Source organism: Rubrivirga marina, from assembly GCF_002283365.1.
Taxonomy (GTDB): domain Bacteria; phylum Bacteroidota; class Rhodothermia; order Rhodothermales; family Rubricoccaceae; genus Rubrivirga; species Rubrivirga marina.
In genome coordinates this window covers 2,350,406-2,365,508 of sequence record NZ_MQWD01000001.1, presented here as the reverse complement: position 1 = coordinate 2,365,508, position 15,103 = coordinate 2,350,406, and the positions used below count along the sequence as shown (strand labels likewise).

Annotated in this window: 12 protein-coding genes and 1 tRNA gene; 6 read left to right on the top strand and 7 right to left on the bottom strand. The window is 73.9% G+C overall.

What is annotated here, in order from left to right:
• Positions 1-46: 46 nt before the first annotated feature.
• Entirely contained in the window at positions 47-700 is a 654-nt protein-coding gene (locus tag BSZ37_RS09655; protein WP_179299553.1) for a response regulator, read from the bottom strand.
• A 56-nt stretch (positions 701-756) separates the two neighbouring features.
• Positions 757-3,591: a sensor histidine kinase gene (locus BSZ37_RS09650; protein ID WP_095510351.1), complete on the bottom strand. Its 2,835-nt coding sequence runs from the start codon at positions 3,589-3,591 to the stop codon at positions 757-759.
• 238 nt (positions 3,592-3,829) lie between these two features.
• Here BSZ37_RS09650 and BSZ37_RS09645 point away from each other — a divergent pair, with 238 nt between their 5' ends.
• Both BSZ37_RS09645 and BSZ37_RS09640 read left to right on the top strand, forming a co-directional pair.
• On the top strand, positions 3,830-5,710 hold the full coding sequence (locus tag BSZ37_RS09645; RefSeq protein ID WP_095510350.1) for an AMP-dependent synthetase/ligase: 1,881 nt from the start codon (positions 3,830-3,832) through the stop codon (positions 5,708-5,710).
• A gap of 111 nt (positions 5,711-5,821) precedes the next feature.
• A tRNA-Pro gene (locus tag BSZ37_RS09640) sits at positions 5,822-5,895 on the top strand.
• Positions 5,896-5,982: 87 nt separating this feature from the next.
• Here the strand turns inward: BSZ37_RS09640 and BSZ37_RS09635 are convergent.
• The gene (locus BSZ37_RS09635) at positions 5,983-6,540 is read right to left on the bottom strand and encodes a dihydrofolate reductase (RefSeq protein ID WP_095510349.1); all 558 of its coding nucleotides are present in this window, start codon (positions 6,538-6,540) and stop codon (positions 5,983-5,985) included.
• 57 nt (positions 6,541-6,597) lie between these two features.
• The gene (thyA, locus tag BSZ37_RS09630; protein ID WP_095510348.1) at positions 6,598-7,530 is read right to left on the bottom strand and encodes a thymidylate synthase; all 933 of its coding nucleotides are present in this window, start codon (positions 7,528-7,530) and stop codon (positions 6,598-6,600) included.
• Positions 7,531-7,671: 141 nt separating this feature from the next.
• Between thyA and BSZ37_RS09625 the strand changes: the two genes are divergently transcribed.
• Positions 7,672-7,935 carry a hypothetical protein gene (locus BSZ37_RS09625; protein ID WP_095510347.1) on the top strand — a complete coding sequence of 88 codons (264 nt, stop codon included), beginning with the start codon at positions 7,672-7,674 and terminating at the stop codon, positions 7,933-7,935.
• A gap of 238 nt (positions 7,936-8,173) precedes the next feature.
• Here the strand turns inward: BSZ37_RS09625 and apaG are convergent, their stop codons facing one another.
• Both apaG and BSZ37_RS09615 read right to left on the bottom strand, forming a co-directional pair.
• A complete protein-coding gene (gene apaG, locus BSZ37_RS09620) occupies positions 8,174-8,557 on the bottom strand; it encodes a Co2+/Mg2+ efflux protein ApaG (RefSeq protein WP_095510346.1) in 384 nt (127 codons plus the stop codon).
• Positions 8,558-8,618: 61 nt separating this feature from the next.
• Positions 8,619-9,398 (bottom strand): BtpA/SgcQ family protein, encoded by a 780-nt coding sequence (locus tag BSZ37_RS09615; protein WP_179299552.1) that lies wholly within the window; start codon positions 9,396-9,398, stop codon positions 8,619-8,621.
• Between the two features lie 187 nt (positions 9,399-9,585).
• On the opposite strand from BSZ37_RS09615, the gene BSZ37_RS09610 reads away from it, so the two are divergent.
• From BSZ37_RS09610 to BSZ37_RS09600, 3 genes are read left to right on the top strand one after another with little or no spacing between them, the layout of a single operon-like run.
• On the top strand, positions 9,586-11,466 hold the full coding sequence (locus BSZ37_RS09610; RefSeq protein ID WP_095510344.1) for a 2-oxoacid:acceptor oxidoreductase subunit alpha: 1,881 nt from the start codon (positions 9,586-9,588) through the stop codon (positions 11,464-11,466).
• Positions 11,467-11,472: 6 nt separating this feature from the next.
• On the top strand, positions 11,473-12,882 hold the full coding sequence (locus tag BSZ37_RS09605; protein WP_095510343.1) for a 2-oxoacid:ferredoxin oxidoreductase subunit beta: 1,410 nt from the start codon (positions 11,473-11,475) through the stop codon (positions 12,880-12,882).
• A 16-nt stretch (positions 12,883-12,898) separates the two neighbouring features.
• On the top strand, positions 12,899-13,420 hold the full coding sequence (locus BSZ37_RS09600) for a GNAT family N-acetyltransferase (protein ID WP_218830462.1): 522 nt from the start codon (positions 12,899-12,901) through the stop codon (positions 13,418-13,420).
• Here the strand turns inward: BSZ37_RS09600 and BSZ37_RS09595 are convergent.
• Positions 13,406-15,070 (bottom strand): T9SS type A sorting domain-containing protein, encoded by a 1,665-nt coding sequence (locus BSZ37_RS09595; protein WP_143537616.1) that lies wholly within the window; start codon positions 15,068-15,070, stop codon positions 13,406-13,408. The genes BSZ37_RS09600 and BSZ37_RS09595 overlap by 15 nt on opposite strands.
• Positions 15,071-15,103 lie beyond the last annotated feature (33 nt).

Genomic DNA, 15,103 nt, shown 5'->3' with positions numbered 1-15,103 from the left:
GGTATTCCGGCCCGCTCCCCCGGCCTCGGCGCCGAGGCGGGCCGGGTCAGGTCGCCAGCCCCTCGCGGAGCGCCTTCGCCACGGCCCCGCCGCGCGAGTGGACCTGGAGCTTCCCGTAGATGTTGCGGACGTGGACGTCGACGGTGTGCGGGCTGAGGAACAGGGCGTCGGCGACGGCCCCCTTCGTCGCGCCGTCGACGAGGAGTTGGAGCACCTCGCGCTCGCGGTCGGTCAGGCCGTAGTCGTCGGGCTCGAGGCCGGGGCGGACGAGCCGGCCGAACACGTCGAGCACGCGGGCCGCGATGCGCGGCGTGATGGGGGCCCCACCTCGCCGGGCGGTCCGGACCGCCTCGGCGATGGCCTCGGCGGACGACGGCTTGAGGAGGTACCCGCCCGCGCCGGCCGCGATCGCCTCGACGATCCGGTCCTCGTCCTCGAAGACCGTCAGGACCACGAGGTGCGCCCCGGCCGCGCGGGCCCGGAACTGGCGGAGCCCGTCGAGCCCGCTCAGGCCGGGCAGTTGGAGGTCCGTGAGGACGACGTCCGGCGCCCCGCCGGCGTCGAGCGCCTCGAGCGCGTCCTCGACCGCCTCGAACGCCTCGACGGCGATCACGTCGGGGGCGTCCGCCAGCACCACGGCGACGGCCTCCCGGTACAGGGGGTCGTCCTCGACGATCCAGACGGTGGCCGGGGCGAGCACGGGCGTAGGATCGCACGCGGCACGCGCGGCGGCCTCCCGTGAACGGGGTATTCGGGTCATGGGAGCGGGGCGCGGAGCGTGACGGCCGTGCCCTCCCCCGGCGCGCTGGCGACGTCGAGGGTGCCGCCGAGGGCCTCGGCGCGGCGGCGGAGGCTCCGGAGCCCGGTACCCGATCGCGCCGCGGCCGGGTCGAACCCCGGCCCCTCGTCGCGGACGGACAGCACGAGCTCCCGGCCCGACTCCTCGATCCGCACCGCGACCGTCGCCCCGCCGGCGTGCCTCGCGGCGTTGTGGAGGGCCTCCTTGAGGATCAGGAACACGTCGCGGCGGACGGCCAACGGGGCCGCGTCGAGCCGGCTCCGGTCGGGCGCCTCGACGGTCGCGCGCGGGCCGACGAGCGACGCGGCGGCCTCCCGCGTGCGCGCGGCGAACGACCCCGGCCGCTCGTGCGACGGGTCGACGAACCAGACGATCTCGCGGAGGCTCTCGACCATCCCCCGCGCGGCCTGGGCGACGGCGGTGAGCTGGCTCGCCTCGGGCGGGTCGAGGGCGCCCTGGTCGCGGACGTGCTCGGCCAGGAGCGCCACCGACGCCAACCGGCTCCCCACGTCGTCGTGGAGGTCGCTCGCGATCCGCCACCGCATCCGCTCCTCGCGTCGGACGGCCCGGACCCGGAGCTGCACCGCGCCGACGACGAGCGCCGCCAGCAGGGCCGCCGCGACGAAGCGGAACCAGCCCGTCCGGTACCACGGCGGGTCGAGCGTGACGGCGACCGCGGCCGGCGCGCCCCACACGCCGTCGCCGCGCGAGGCCCGCGCCTCGAACCTGTACGCCCCCGGGGGGAGCCCGGCGAGGCGGACGACCGGCTCGCCCTCGATCTCGACCCAGTCGGCGTCGAGCGGGCCCAGGCGGTACGCGTAGCGGAGCGCCGAGCCGCCCGACGGGAGCGGCGCGGCCACCTCGAACGTGAGCGCCCGCGCCGACGGCCCGAGGCGGACCGCCGCCCCTCCATAGACCTCCGTCCCACCCGGGCCATCGACCCGGAGCCGGGTCACGACGGCCGTTGGCAGGGCGCCGTCGTCGCCGAACGCCGCGGGGTCGAACGTCGTCAGGCCGGCCATCCCGCCGAGGTGGACGCGCCCGTCGGGCGCCCGGTGGACGGCCCGCCGGTTGAATTCGACGTTGCGGACGCCCTCGTCGGCCCCGAACCGGCGGAGCGCGCCGTCGGCCGGGCGGTACCGCACGAGCCCGCGGGCGGTCGTCAGCCAGAGACGGTCGCCGTCGGGGACGACGCCGTAAACGGTGGAGCCGCCGAGGCCGGGCGCGTGCGCCTCCCCCCGCGCCGCCTCGGGGTCGAGGCGGAGCAGGCCGTCCGACGTGCCCAGCCACAGGGCGCCGTCGGCCGCCTCGTGGATCGCCCACACCGAGGCCGCGGCGAGCGCGGGGACCGCGACGGGCCGGAGCCGGCCGGCCCTCTCATCGAGCCGCCACAGGCCGCGCTTCTCCACCGCGACCCAGAGGCGCCCCCCGCGGTCCCGGTGGAGCGCCGTCGGCGTCCCGACCGGCTCCGTCTCGACCCGGCGGACGATCGCGCCCGAGCGCCCGTCGAGGCGGACCAGCGACGACCCCGCGGCCCAGACGCCGCCCGCCCCGTCGCCCTCGAGCGCGTAGACGAAGGCGTCCCCGTCGGACCGCGCGAGTGGCGCCCGGAGGCACGTCGAGCGCCCTCCGACGTCACGGCGGCACACGCCGTTGTCGGTCCCGACCCAGAGGCCGCCGTCGGGGGCCGGCCGGAGCGCCCAGACGAGCGCGTCCTCGGGCGCCCCCGGCGCGGCCTCGGGCGGGCGCCCCGGCCGCTGGCGGACGAGGCCACCGCCGAAGGTCCCGATCCAGAGCGCCCCGTCGGTCGAGGTCGTCGCCGCCATGACGGGAGCGGCGGCGCCGACGTCGGACGGATCGAGGTGCGAGAACCGGGCCCGCGCCGGGTCGTGGACGAACAGGCCGCTCCGCGTGCCCACCCACACCGCGCCGGCCCGGTCCACGACGATCGCGAGCACCGCTTGGCTCAGCGGCGAGCCGCCCGGGAGCGGCACGGCCTCGACCGCCCCAGTCGTCCAGCGAAGCAGGCCCCGCCCCGAGCCGACCCAGACCGCACCGTCCTCGGCCACGGCCGTAGAGACCGTGCCGAGGACCGCCGGCCTCTCGGCCCCCCACCCGAGCGCTTGGATCCGGTCGGCCGGCACCGTGAGGAGGCGTCCCGTCGCCGTCACGATCCCGACCGCCTGATCCGGGACTCGCTCGGCCGCCCGCTCCACGAGGCGCCCCCGCGCGACGTCGTAGCGGAGCCACCGCACGGTCGGGCTCCCGGCGGTCGCCCGGAGCGTCCAGACCGCCCCGTCCCGGGCGCCGTGCACGCGGACGGCCCCGCTCTCCTCCGCGGGGCTCCCCCGGACACGACGGAACGACCCGCCGTCAAGCCGCCACAGCGCTTCGCGATCGACGGCCCACAGGGTCCCCTCGGCCTCGAACAGGTCGAGCACGTCGAGCCGGGGGCCGGGACACACGAAGCGGCCGTGCGCCTCGTCCGCCAGCCGGCACGCCCCGGCCGGGGTCCCGACCCAGAGCGCGCCTTCCGCATCCAGGGCGAGGGCCTGGACGGTCGAGGACGGGAGCGACCCCGCCTGACCCGGCCGAGCGCGGAAGACGGCGACCCGCCGGCCGTCGTACCGTGTGAGCCCGTCCGGCGTCCCGGCCCATAGGAACCCGCGGTCGTCCTGCCGGAGCGCCATCACGGTGCTGTGCGGGAGGTCCCCGACCCGCTCGAACGACCACGGCTGCGCGGGCGCCGACGTGGGCGCCCCGAGCAACAGGAAGAGCCAGACCGCGCGCATGACGGGAATCGGGAGCCGGGGCAAGGTAGGCGGCCCCCTCCGAACGGCCGGCACGGGGGCCGGTCGTCGGGCGCGTCCCCTCCGCGGAATGGGCCTCGGCGGTGGGAGCGACGACTCCACCGGGCGACGGCTCGTCGTGGGGCAGGGTGAGGCCACGTTTCGCGTCGCTGCGCGCTTCGACCCGGGAGACGGACGAAGCGGCCGTGCGTAGGCTTGCGGCGCCCTCACCGCACGCCGCATGCCCGCCGTCGTCCCGTTCGAGACCGCCCCGCAGCTCCTCCGCCGCCTCGCGGAGCACTACGCCGGCACCGGCAAGGCCGCGCTCGGCCACAAGGACAAGGCCACGAAGGCGTGGACCGACCTCACCTGGGACGACCTCGACGCGCAGGTCCGTGCGTTCGCCGGCTTCCTCCACGCCCGAGGCGTTGGCAAAGGCGACCGGGTCGCGATCCTCAGCGAGAACCGGCCCGAGTGGGCCGTGGCCGACATGGCGGCGCAGCAGCTCGGCGCCGTGACCGTCGCCCTCTACACCACGACGCCGGCCAGCCAGGTCGCGTACGTCCTCCGCGACAGCGGCGCGACCGTGCTCGTGGTCTCGACCGGCCTCCAGCTCCGCAAGGCCGACCGCGCCTTCGACGACTGCCCCGACCTCCGCTCGATCGTGTCGATGGCCGCGCCGCGGAAGGCCCGTCCTGACGTCCCCGTCGTGACCTGGGACGACGCCCTCTCGGAAGGCGAGCGGCAGTCCCTCGACCTCGACGCGCTCTCGGACGAGGTCGGCCCCGACGACCTCTCGGCGCTCATCTACACCTCCGGCACGACCGGCGACCCGAAGGGCGTCCGAATGACGCACCGGAACCTCATGTCGAACGTCCACGCGGCGCTCGACCGGTACGACATCCACGAGAGCGACGTCCACCTCTCGTTCCTCCCCCTCAGCCACGCCTTCGAGCGGACGGCCGGCTACACGACGATCCTCGCGGCCGGCGGCCAGATCGTCTACGCCGAGTCGATCGACGCCGTCTCGAAGAACCTCCCGGAAGTCCGTCCGACGGTGATGGTGTCGGTGCCCCGGCTGTTCGAGCGGGTCTACTCGACGATCCAGCGGTCCGTGGCCGAGGGCTCGGTCGTCAAGCGTGGCCTGTTCGCGTGGGCCGTCGAGGTCGGGAGCAAGGTGGCCCAGCGGACGAAAGCCGGGAAGACGATCTGGCCGCCCCTCCGCGCGCAGCACGCCCTCGCCCATCGGCTCGTGTTCTCGACGCTCCACGAGAAGCTGGGCGGGCGCGTCCGGTTCGCCATCAGCGGCGGAGCCGCGTTGCCGGAGGAGATTGGGACGTTCTTCGAGGCCGCCGGCATCCGCCTCATCGAGGGCTACGGGCTCAGCGAGACGGCCCCGGTCCTCGCCGCCAACCCGTTCGACGCGCCGATCTACGGGACCGTCGGCTGGGTGATGCCGGGCGTCACGGTCGCCATCCGCGCGCTCGACTCCGGCCGGATCCTCGCCGAGGTGGAGGGCGACGACTACCCGACGGACGTGACGACGGGGCCAGGCGAGATCCTCGCCAAGGGACCGAACGTGATGGCCGGCTACTGGGAGCGCCCTGAGGAGAGCGCCGCCGCGTTCGACGCCGACGGCTGGTTCCGGACCGGCGACGTGGGGCGTTTCGAAGGCGGCTACCTCCGCATCACCGACCGGCTCAAGCACATGATCGTGACGGGCGGCGGGAAGAACGTCTACCCCGGCCCCATCGAGAGCACGCTCTCGACCTCGCCACTCGTCTCGCAGCTCATGGTCGTCGGCGAGGGCCGGCCGTACCTCACGGCGCTCGTCGCGCCCGACCTCGACGGGCTCCGGCAGGAGGCGGGGGCCCTCGGCCTCGGCGCGTCCACCGAGGCGGAGTTGCTGGCGGCCCCCGAGCTCCGCGCGGCGGTCGAGCAGACGCTCGCCGACTACAACCGGGCCGCGCCGAGCCACGAGAAGGTCCGCGACTTCCGGTTCGTCGCCGAGCCGTTCACGGTCGAGAACGACCTCCTCACGCCGACGATGAAGCTCAAGCGCCGCGCCATCGAGGCCCACTACGCCGACCTCGTGGAGTCGATGTACGAGCGCGACCGGTAGCCCGCTTCGAGCGGCCTGCCCGGAGGGTTCGCGACGGCTTCACGGCTTGGGGGGGTGGGCAGCCCCGGTCGGACGTCGTACCTTGGGGCCCGGCGGTTTTCCGCTGGACCTCGGGATGTGGCGCAGCCCGGTAGCGCGCCTCGTTCGGGACGAGGAGGTCGTGGGTTCAAATCCCGCCATCCCGACTCCGACGGCCCCCTCGCTCAGGCGAGGGGGCCGTTTCTCGTTTGGGCCGCCCTGCCGACTCCCCCCGCCTCGGCGCCGAGGCGGGCTTACGCAGCGCGGACGTACGTGTCGAACCGGAACGCCGGCCGGCCGTCCTCCGCGGGGTGCTCCTCCCGCGCGTCGAGGCGGAACGGGCCGCCGTTCTCGGCCAGCAGGTGCCGGTATTCGGGGAAGTACGTGTCCCCCTCGAACGTGCCCTCGACGAACGTCAGCTCCAGCCGGTCAGCCTGGACGGGCCCGGCGGGGTCGAGGACCGAGCCGTAGACGCCCGCGCCGCCGCCGATGAAGATCCGCTCGCGGTCGGCGAACGCGTCCAGCACGTCGGCGAGTCCGCCGTAGACATGGATGCCCGGGTGGTCGACGTGCGTCGGGTGGCGTGTGAGGACGACGTTCTCGCGGTTCGGCAACGGACCGCCGAACTGGTGGAGCAGGCTCTCGAACGTTTTTCGCCCCATCACGAGCGGCCAGCCCGACGTGAGCGCCTTGAACCGCTTGAGGTCGGCCGGGAGGTGCCACGGGAGGTCCATCCCGTCGCCGATGAGCCGGTCCGACGGCGTCCCGGGCGCCTCGGCCACGGCAGCGATGACGACGATCTCAGGGCTCATGAGGAGGGCGGCTCCCTCCGCCTCGGCCGGTCCACAGAGGCACCGAGGCGGGCGGGGCTAGACGGCGACGGGGAAGCGGATGGCCGGCTGCGGGTCGTAGCCCACCAGCGCGAAGTCCTCGAACGTGAGCTCGTCGGGGTCCTTTGCGCGGCCGTCGGCGTGGCGAGCAATCGTGAGGCGCGGGGCGGGCACGGGCGTCCGCGAGAGTTGCTCCTCCAGCCCCTCGACGTGGTCGACGTAGACGTGCGCGTCGACGAGGGTGTGGGCGAAGCGGCCCGGGCGGAGGCCGGCGGCATTGGCGAGGACCTGCGTGAGGAGGGCGTAGCAGGCGAGGTTGAACGGGACGCCGAGGGCGAGGTCGGCCGAGCGCTGCGTGAGGTGGCAGTTGAGGAGGTCCGGCCCGTCCTCGGCCGGCGTGACCTGAAACGCGAACGTGTAGTGGCACGGCGGGAGCCGGCTGACGGCCGCGTTCGCCGGGTGCCACGCCGTGACGACGAGCCGCCGGCTCATCGGGTCGTGTCGGAGCGTGTCGAGGACGTACCCGATCTGGTCGAACGAGAGCGACCCGTCGGCCTCGCGGCGGACGTTCGGGTGGCCGGCGTCGGCCCAGACCTCGCCGCCGAGGGCGACGCCGGCCTCGGGGACCGGGAAGCGCCTCCAGAACCGGCCGTACGCCGTCTGGAGATCGCCCGCGTCGTCGGCCCACGCGTCCCAGATCTTGGTGTGCTGGCGGAGCTCGCGGATGTGGTCGGCCCCGGAGAGGTACCAGAGCACTTCGCGGAGCATCGACCCGAAGTAAACCTTCTTCGTCGTGAGCAGCGGGTAGCCCTCGGCGAGGTCGACGCTGTAGTGCTCGGCGAACGAGGCGATCGTGTCGGTCCCCGTCCGGTTCGTCTTGCGGACGCCCGTCGCCAGCACGCGCTCGACGACGCCGAGGTAGGCCTCTTCGGCGGCGGCCGTCGTGGCGGGCAGGGTGTCGACGACGGGCATGGCAACGCGTGGGCGGGGGACAACGGAAGATGCCCCGCGCCGCGCCGGATCGCCAGTCGCGGTTTCCCACAACCTGTCCACGACGTCCCTCCTCCCTTCCGCGATCTGGTCGGACCTTGTACTCGAACCTCACCGCGTCCCATGGATCCCGGCCTCCACGTCAAGCAAGCGATCAACCACCTCAACAAGGTCCTGGCCTACTACCCGTACGTCGCCGACGGCGGCGAGGCGACCGTTGCGCTCACGCCCGAAGACTGGGGCGTCGTGGCGGACGCGTTCTTCCACATGGACACGCCGCCGGAGGTCTTCCCCGACGCCATCGAGAGCTACCGGATGAGCGACGACCGCTCGGAGATCCAGCTCCAGGTGCAGGACGGGACGCTCGTCCGCATCCAGGCGGGGTAGCTCAGCAGTCGGCACCGACGCCCACCAGACGTCATCCTGAGCGGAGTCGCGCAGCGCCGGAGTGAAGGGTCTCGCATCTGCCCGCCTCGGCGCTTCGAACGACGAACCGGTCACGTCCAGCGAGATCCTTCGCTGGGCTCAGGACGACAGGCCGTGACCCGATCGACGATCCTGGCGGGGAAGGCGGACTTCCCGTAGGTCGTCCATTCCCTCCACCTCGGCGCCGAGGCGGGCCGGGTCAGTTGCCGAGCGCGACGAGGTGGAACCGCGGGATCCGGGCGCGAAACCGGGAGCCGGACTCGCGCTGCATGAGGTACGTCCCCTCCATCGTGCCCTCGAACGTGCGGAGGACGCAGACCGAGTGGTACTCGTGGGCCTCGCCGGGCGGGATCGTCGGCTGCTGCCCCACGACGCCCGCGCCCTCAACGTTCTGGACGTGGCCGTCCGCGTCGGTGATGGTCCAGTGGCGCCGCAGGAGTTGGACGTCGTCGCCGCCGTGGTTCTCGACGCGGACGAAGTAGGCGAACACGAACTGGCGCGCCATCGCGTCGGACTTGCCGTCGAGGTAGGCCGGGCGGACGGTGATCCGGACGGTCTCGGTTGTGGCGTCGTAGGAGACCATGGGGGCGGGGGCTGACAGCCGTGGGACGAGCCCCGGCGTGCGGGGGTCCGGCTCCGTCCGGTTACTGGCGGACCTCCTGGCCCCGGGCGTACTCGACGGCCCCGATGAGCCGGCGGACGCGCGACTCGCAGACCGGGGCCTGCCAGCGGCGCGCCTCCTTGAGGCCGCTCCCCACGAGGAAGCCGTCGGCCGCGTCGACGTAGTCGAGGAGGTTGTCGCCGTCGAGGCCGCCGCCGCAGAAGAGCGGAAGCCCGGCCGCCTCACAGGCCGCGTCCACGACGCCCGGCGCCGAGGGGTGGCCGACGGCCGGCCCGAGCACGACGAGCGCGTCGGGGCGCGCGGCCTCCGTCGCGGCGACGAGCGCCGGGACCTCGTCGGCCGTAGGCGGGCGGAGGTCGGCGAGGACGGGGAGATCCGCCCCGAGCGCCTGGCGGTAGCGGTGGAACCGGCCGGCCGCGTCCGGTGCCTGGGCCCACCCGTCGACCCGGACGAAGTGGCAGCCGGAGGCGTGCGCGACGGCGAGCGCCGCGCGGTCGGCGTGGAGCACCCGGACGCCGACGGGCAGCCGGTCCGCGTTGCGGCGGACGGCCACGGCGACGCGCGTCATGTAGGCCACGACCTCCGGGCCCGTCTCCTCGTCCCGCAGAGCGGGCGCGTCGTGGGCGTTCTCGACGAGGAGCCCGTCGACCCCTAACTCGACCAAAAGCCGCGTTTCAGCCACGGCCCGGTCCACGGCCGCGGCGACGCCGAACGACCCGGGCACGCCGGGGGATGGGCCGGCGTGAATGACGGCCACCACCGGCTTGGGACGCGAGAACAACGACAGGAAGTCGGAGGACATGGTGGGAGCCGAGGACTGGGGTGATACCCGGGCCCCGGCCCGCGCTGTTCCATGAATAACCGGGCCTTCGGGAGCGACCGCGGGGATCGGTTCCGCCCGTTTTCGTTCCACGTTGACACGGAGGGCACGCGCGCCGGGAAGCCCACGCACCCGGGTCGCGTACGTTGCCCTCCCCTGCCGTCTTCCCATGTCCGAGCTCCCCCCCGCCGTCCCCACGACCGCGCTCGACGAGGTCGTCGTCCTGTTCGCCGGCGACTCCGGCGACGGGATGCAGCTGACGGGGTCGCAGTTCACGATCGCGACGGCCCACGCGCGGAACGACCTCTCGACGCTCCCGGACTTCCCGGCCGAGATCCGCGCGCCCGCCGGCACGCTCTACGGCGTCTCCGGCTTCCAGCTCCACTTCGGCTCGACGGCCGTCCACACGCCGGGGGACGAGGTGGACCTCCTCGTGGCGATGAACCCGGCGGCGCTGAAGGTGAACCTCGGCCGCGTCCGCCCCGGCGGCGCCGTCCTCGTCAACACGAATGGGTTCACCGACCGCGACCTGAGCCTCGCCGGCTATGAGAGCAACCCCCTCGACGACGGCACGCTCGACGGCTTCGAGCGCCATGACGTCGAACTCACGCGGCTGACGCACGAGGCGCTCGACGCGACCGGCCTCAGCAAGCAGGAGATCGACCGGGCGAAGAACATGTTCGCCCTCGGGCTCGCGCTGTGGCTCTACACGCGGCCCATCGAGCCGGCCCGCGCCTGGATCCGGCGGAAGTTCGAGCGGGTCCCCGAGATCCGCGACGCGAACCTCCGCGCGCTCGACACGGGCTACCACTACGGCGACATCTCCGAGAGCTTCGTCGCCCGCTACGAGGTGGCCCCGGCCGACCTCCCGCCGGGCACGTACCGCGCCATCACGGGGAACGAGGCGCTCGCGCTCGGGCTGGCCGCCGCGGCGTCGAAGTCCGGCCTCGACGTGTTCTACGGGACGTACCCCATCACGCCGGCCTCGGACCTCCTCCACGCGCTGTCGAAGTACAAGAACTTCGGCATCAAGACCTTCCAGGCCGAGGACGAGATCGCGGCGATCGGCAGCGCGATCGGCGCCAGCTTCGGCGGCGCGCTCGGCGTCACCGCGACGTCCGGGCCGGGGATGGCCCTCAAGGGCGAGTTCCTCGGCCTCGCGACGATGGTCGAGCTCCCGCTCGTCGTGATCGACGTCCAGCGGGCCGGGCCCAGCACGGGGATGCCGACCAAGACGGAGCAGAGCGACCTCCTGATGGCCCTCTACGGCCGCAACGGCGACGCGCCCACGCCCGTCCTCGCGCCGAAGACACCCGGCGAGTGCTTCCTCGCGGCCTACCACGCCGCCCGGGTCGCGCTGAAGTACATGACGCCGGTCATCGTCCTCTCCGACGGCTACCTCGGCAACGGCTCCGAGCCGTGGAAGCTGCCCGACGCCGACGCGCTCCCCGACATCCCCGTCGGCCTCGCCGAGGCGGGCACGGCCGCGCGCACCGACGACGGCCAGTTCCTCCCCTACGTCCGCGACGAGGCGACGCTGGCGCGCGGCTGGGCCACGCCGGGCACGGCCGGGCTGGAGCACCGGATCGGCGGGCTCGAGAAGGACAGCCGCACGGGCGGCGTGAGCTACGACCCGGAGAACCACCAGCGGATGACCGAAACGCGCGCCGAGAAGGTGGCTCGGATCGCCGCGTCCTTCGGCCCGGTCGAGCTCGAGGGCGACGAGGCCGGCGACGTGCTCGTGGTCGGCTGGGGCTCGACGTACGGCGCCATCAAGAAGGCGGTCCAGAGCGCCCGCGCGCGCGGGCTCTCCGTCGGCCACGCGCACCTCCGCTGGCTGAACCCGCTCCCCCCCGGCCTCGGCGAGGCCTTCGGTCGCTTCGACCACGTCCTCGTCCCCGAGCTCAACAACGGCCAGCTCGTCCACGTCCTCCGCGACCGCTTCCTCGTGCCGGCCCGCGGCCTGAGCAAAGTCCAGGGCCTGCCGTTCACGGCGCGCGAGGTGGAGGCCTCGATCCTCTCGCTGGCGGACGACCCCGACGACAGCTAACGCACCATGCCCGACGCTCCCCTCCCCGACGACGCGGCCGCCCGGCCCGGCGGCGACCCGCCCCAGCCGCGCGGCGACCAGGGCGCCCGCCCCGACACGCCCGAGCCGGCCGGCAAGACGCACCCGGTCGACGCCCCCGCCGTGCCCGCCTCGGGCGACGCGCCGGCCGAGCCGCCGATCCCCGAGACGGGCCCGGACGACGGCGCTCCGCCGAAGGCCGCCAAGCCCGCGGGTCCGCAGGCCTCGGGCCCGAGGCCGAAAAAGCCGACGCTGCCGCCGGGGGCCGCTGCGAGCCGGAAGCCGACGCTCCCGCCGACCGCCAAGAAGCCGGCCCGCCCGCCCGGCGCCAAGCGCCCGCCGGTGCCCCAGCGCGCCCGCGTGGTCGACCCCGAGGGCGACGGCGCGTCGTTTGGGCTGCCGGTCCTCACGCGGAAGGACTTCGTCTCGGGCTCCGACGTCCGATGGTGCCCCGGGTGCGGTGACTACGCCGTGCTGGCGGCCGTCCAGCGCGCGCTCCCGGAGCTGGCCGACAAGCGCGAGGACGTCGTGTTCATCTCCGGGATCGGGTGCTCGTCGCGCTTCCCGTACTACATGAACACGTATGGCTTCCACTCCATCCACGGCCGCGCGCCGGCCGTCGCGACGGGCCTCAAGGCCACGCGGCCCGAGCTCGACGTGTGGGTGGTGACCGGCGACGGCGACGCGCTCTCGATCGGGGCCGGCCACACGGCCCACATGCTCCGCCGGAACGTCGACCTCAACGTCCTCCTGTTCAACAACCAGATCTACGGGCTCACGAAGGGCCAGTACTCGCCGACGTCGGAGGTCGGGAAGGTCACGAAGTCGAGCCCGTACGGCTCGCTCGACCACCCGTTCAACCCGGCCGCCCTGGCGCTCGGCTCCGACGGGACGTTCGTCGCCCGGACGCTCGACCGCGACCCGAAGCACATGCAGACGGTGCTCAAGGCGGCCCACGCCCACCGCGGGACGTCGTTCGTCGAGATCTACCAGAACTGCAACATCTTCAACGACGGGGCCTTCTTCGACTTCACCGAGCGCGACACGAAGCCGCTGCGGACCGTGTTCGTGGAGGACGGCCAGCCGATGACGTACGCGGGCGGCGAGCGCGGGCTCGTCCTCGACGGCCTCCGCCTCCGCTCCGTCGACCTCGGCGGCGACCGCACCGAGGCGGACTGCGTCGTCTACGACTCGACCGACAAGGCCCTCGCGCTCCTCGTGGTCGACCAGATGTTCTGGGACCCCGACCTCCCGCGCCCGTTCGGCGTGCTCTACCGGGAGGACCGGCCGACCTACGACGCGCTCCTCAACGCGCAGGTCGATGAGGTCCGCCGGACGAAGGGGCCGGGCGACCTCAAGGCGCTCCTGGCCGCGGGCGACACCTGGACCATCGAGTAGCCCGGTGGCGCCCCCGGTGCTCCGCCGCCTCGGGCCGGCCGACGCGCCCGCCTACAGGGCGCTCATGCTCCGGGCCTACGCCGACGCCTCAGAGGCCTTCACCTCGACGGTCTCCGAGCGCGAGGCGCTCCCGCCGACGTGGTGGGAAAAGCGTGTGTCGGACGCGCCCGACGCTCCGGAACTCGTCGTCGGCGCGTTCGAGGGCGAGCGCTTGGTCGGCGCGGCCGGGCTCCGCTTCGAGACGCGCCCGCGGACTCGGCATAAGGCGCTGCTCTATGGCCTCTACGTGGATCCGTCGGTGCGTGGCCGTGGGGTGGCCCGCGCGCTCACCGAGGCGGTGCTGGCTGTCGCTCGCGAGGCGCCCGAGACGCGGGTCGTCCAGCTCCGTGTGATGGAGACGAACCGGCGGGCCCGCCGGCTCTACGACTCGCTGGGCTTCCGGGCGTTCGGCACAGAACCGCAGGCGATCCGGATGAACGACGGGTTCGTGGCCATTGTCCACATGTGGCGCGGGGCCGAGCAGCTAGCGGACGACTGAGAACGTCTCGGTCGCGCGCCGCCCGTCGGCGTCCACCTCCGCGACGTATACCCCCGCGGCCAGCCGGCCGAGCGCGACGGTAACCTCGGCCCCCTCCGGGGCCCGCTCGACCCGCTGGACCTCCCGGCCGAGCGCGTCAACGACTCGGAGCCGCACGAGGCCGGCCGGTCGGTCGAGGCGGACGAGGAGCGAGCCACCGCCCGGCATTGGGTTCGGCAGGGCGCGGACGGACAGCGAGGGGGGGCTGAACCGGCTGACCTCGTTGGTGGGCAGGCTCCCGGGCCGGATCGTGGCGAGGTTCGGATCGGGAGAGAGTGGCAGACCCGCGGCGATGGGCGCCACGCGGAGCGCGAGGTCACGGGCCGCGGCGATGGCCCCGCCGCCGCCAGGCGCCCAAGGCACAACCAGTTCCAACGTCACAGTCTCGCCCGTCGTGAGCGCGTGCGGTCCCTGTGAGACCATCAGCATGCGGTCGTCGGGGATCGCAGCGGTCCCCACGCCGTCGAGGTCGTGGAGGCTCCAGTAGTTCGGGGGCAGGCCCGAGAGCGTGGCGCGCGTCGGCTCCTCCCCGCCGACCCCGTAGCCCCCTTCGGTCCAGGGGGATCCATCACGGAGACGGCCCTGAAGGAGGTTGTAGGTCGCGACGCCCGCGTCTTCGTAGAGCGAGTTCGGCTGCTTGAGTTCGGGCGGCCCGTTCTTGTAGATCGCGGTGAGGTAGGTCTCGGCCCCCTCCGGCGGCGGGCCGACCGCGAACCCGAGCGCCGGCGGGTCGACGCCGTAGCCCCGGGCACCCTCGTCTTCGTCGTCCCCGTTGTAGACGTAGGCGAGCCGGGCGTCAGGGGCGGTCCCGATGTAATCGTCGTACGAGGCCCCAAGGTCGGTGTCGGCGTGGAGGCCGACGTAGAGATCCGAGACGGGGTCCTCGCCCCGATACGTGACGTCGAAGAGGAAGTGCGTGGCATCGGCGTAGACCCGGGCCACTTCCGCGTCGACGCGGCTCGCGGCGTAGGCCTCCGACGTGACCGAGGCCGTCACGCGGACCTCGACGCCGAGACCCGGCTTCCCACTCCAGACGTGAGGCCCGCCGAGGTCGTTCATGATCCACCAGAGCGTCTGTGTGCCCGTGACGGCCGGCCGGTCGCCCGCGGCGAGGTCGTAGGTCGTCGGGTCGCCGTCACCGTCCACGACTGGCGCGCCAAGATGGGCGGGCCAGTCGGCGAGATCGGGCGTAGCGACGCCCGTCGCGTTGTAGGCCGCGACGTCGGCCAGAGTCACGGACCAGATGCGATCGTAGGCCACGCAGTCCCATGCGCTCGGCGCAGCCCCAGCCGGCCCCAGCGGGCCGGGCCAGTACTCGGTGCCCCCGCCCCCGTAGAGGTGGGCTGCCATCCGGAGGTCCTCCCCGACCAAGCCGCCGATCCACAGCGAGGCTGCGTGGACGGCCGTGACGTCGCTCCCCTTCGGGACCTCGTACCCCGGCCGGATCCCGTCGCCGAACAGCATGCCGTCCGTCCGAACCATGGCCCGGACGTCACCGTCGTCGATGTAGGCCTCGGCGGCGCCCCGTTCGCACGCGCCCGGCTGGGCGGATACGCCAGCGGCTAGACCGGCGAGGGCGAGAGCAAGGAGGCGGCGGGCGGAGCGGCGCAACGAGGGCATACGCTGGCGAGTCGGAAAAGGGAG

Coding starts and splice junctions, on each gene's coding strand:
- BSZ37_RS09650 (WP_095510351.1), bottom strand. CDS start 3,591: ATGCGCGCGGTCTGGCTCTTCCTGTTGCTCGGGGCGCCCACGTCGGCG.
- BSZ37_RS09645 (WP_095510350.1), top strand. CDS start 3,830: ATGCCCGCCGTCGTCCCGTTCGAGACCGCCCCGCAGCTCCTCCGCCGC.
- BSZ37_RS09635 (WP_095510349.1), bottom strand. CDS start 6,540: ATGAGCCCTGAGATCGTCGTCATCGCTGCCGTGGCCGAGGCGCCCGGG.
- thyA (WP_095510348.1), bottom strand. CDS start 7,530: ATGCCCGTCGTCGACACCCTGCCCGCCACGACGGCCGCCGCCGAAGAG.
- BSZ37_RS09625 (WP_095510347.1), top strand. CDS start 7,672: ATGGATCCCGGCCTCCACGTCAAGCAAGCGATCAACCACCTCAACAAG.
- apaG (WP_095510346.1), bottom strand. CDS start 8,557: ATGGTCTCCTACGACGCCACAACCGAGACCGTCCGGATCACCGTCCGC.
- BSZ37_RS09615 (WP_179299552.1), bottom strand. CDS start 9,398: ATGTCCTCCGACTTCCTGTCGTTGTTCTCGCGTCCCAAGCCGGTGGTG.
- BSZ37_RS09610 (WP_095510344.1), top strand. CDS start 9,586: ATGTCCGAGCTCCCCCCCGCCGTCCCCACGACCGCGCTCGACGAGGTC.
- BSZ37_RS09605 (WP_095510343.1), top strand. CDS start 11,473: ATGCCCGACGCTCCCCTCCCCGACGACGCGGCCGCCCGGCCCGGCGGC.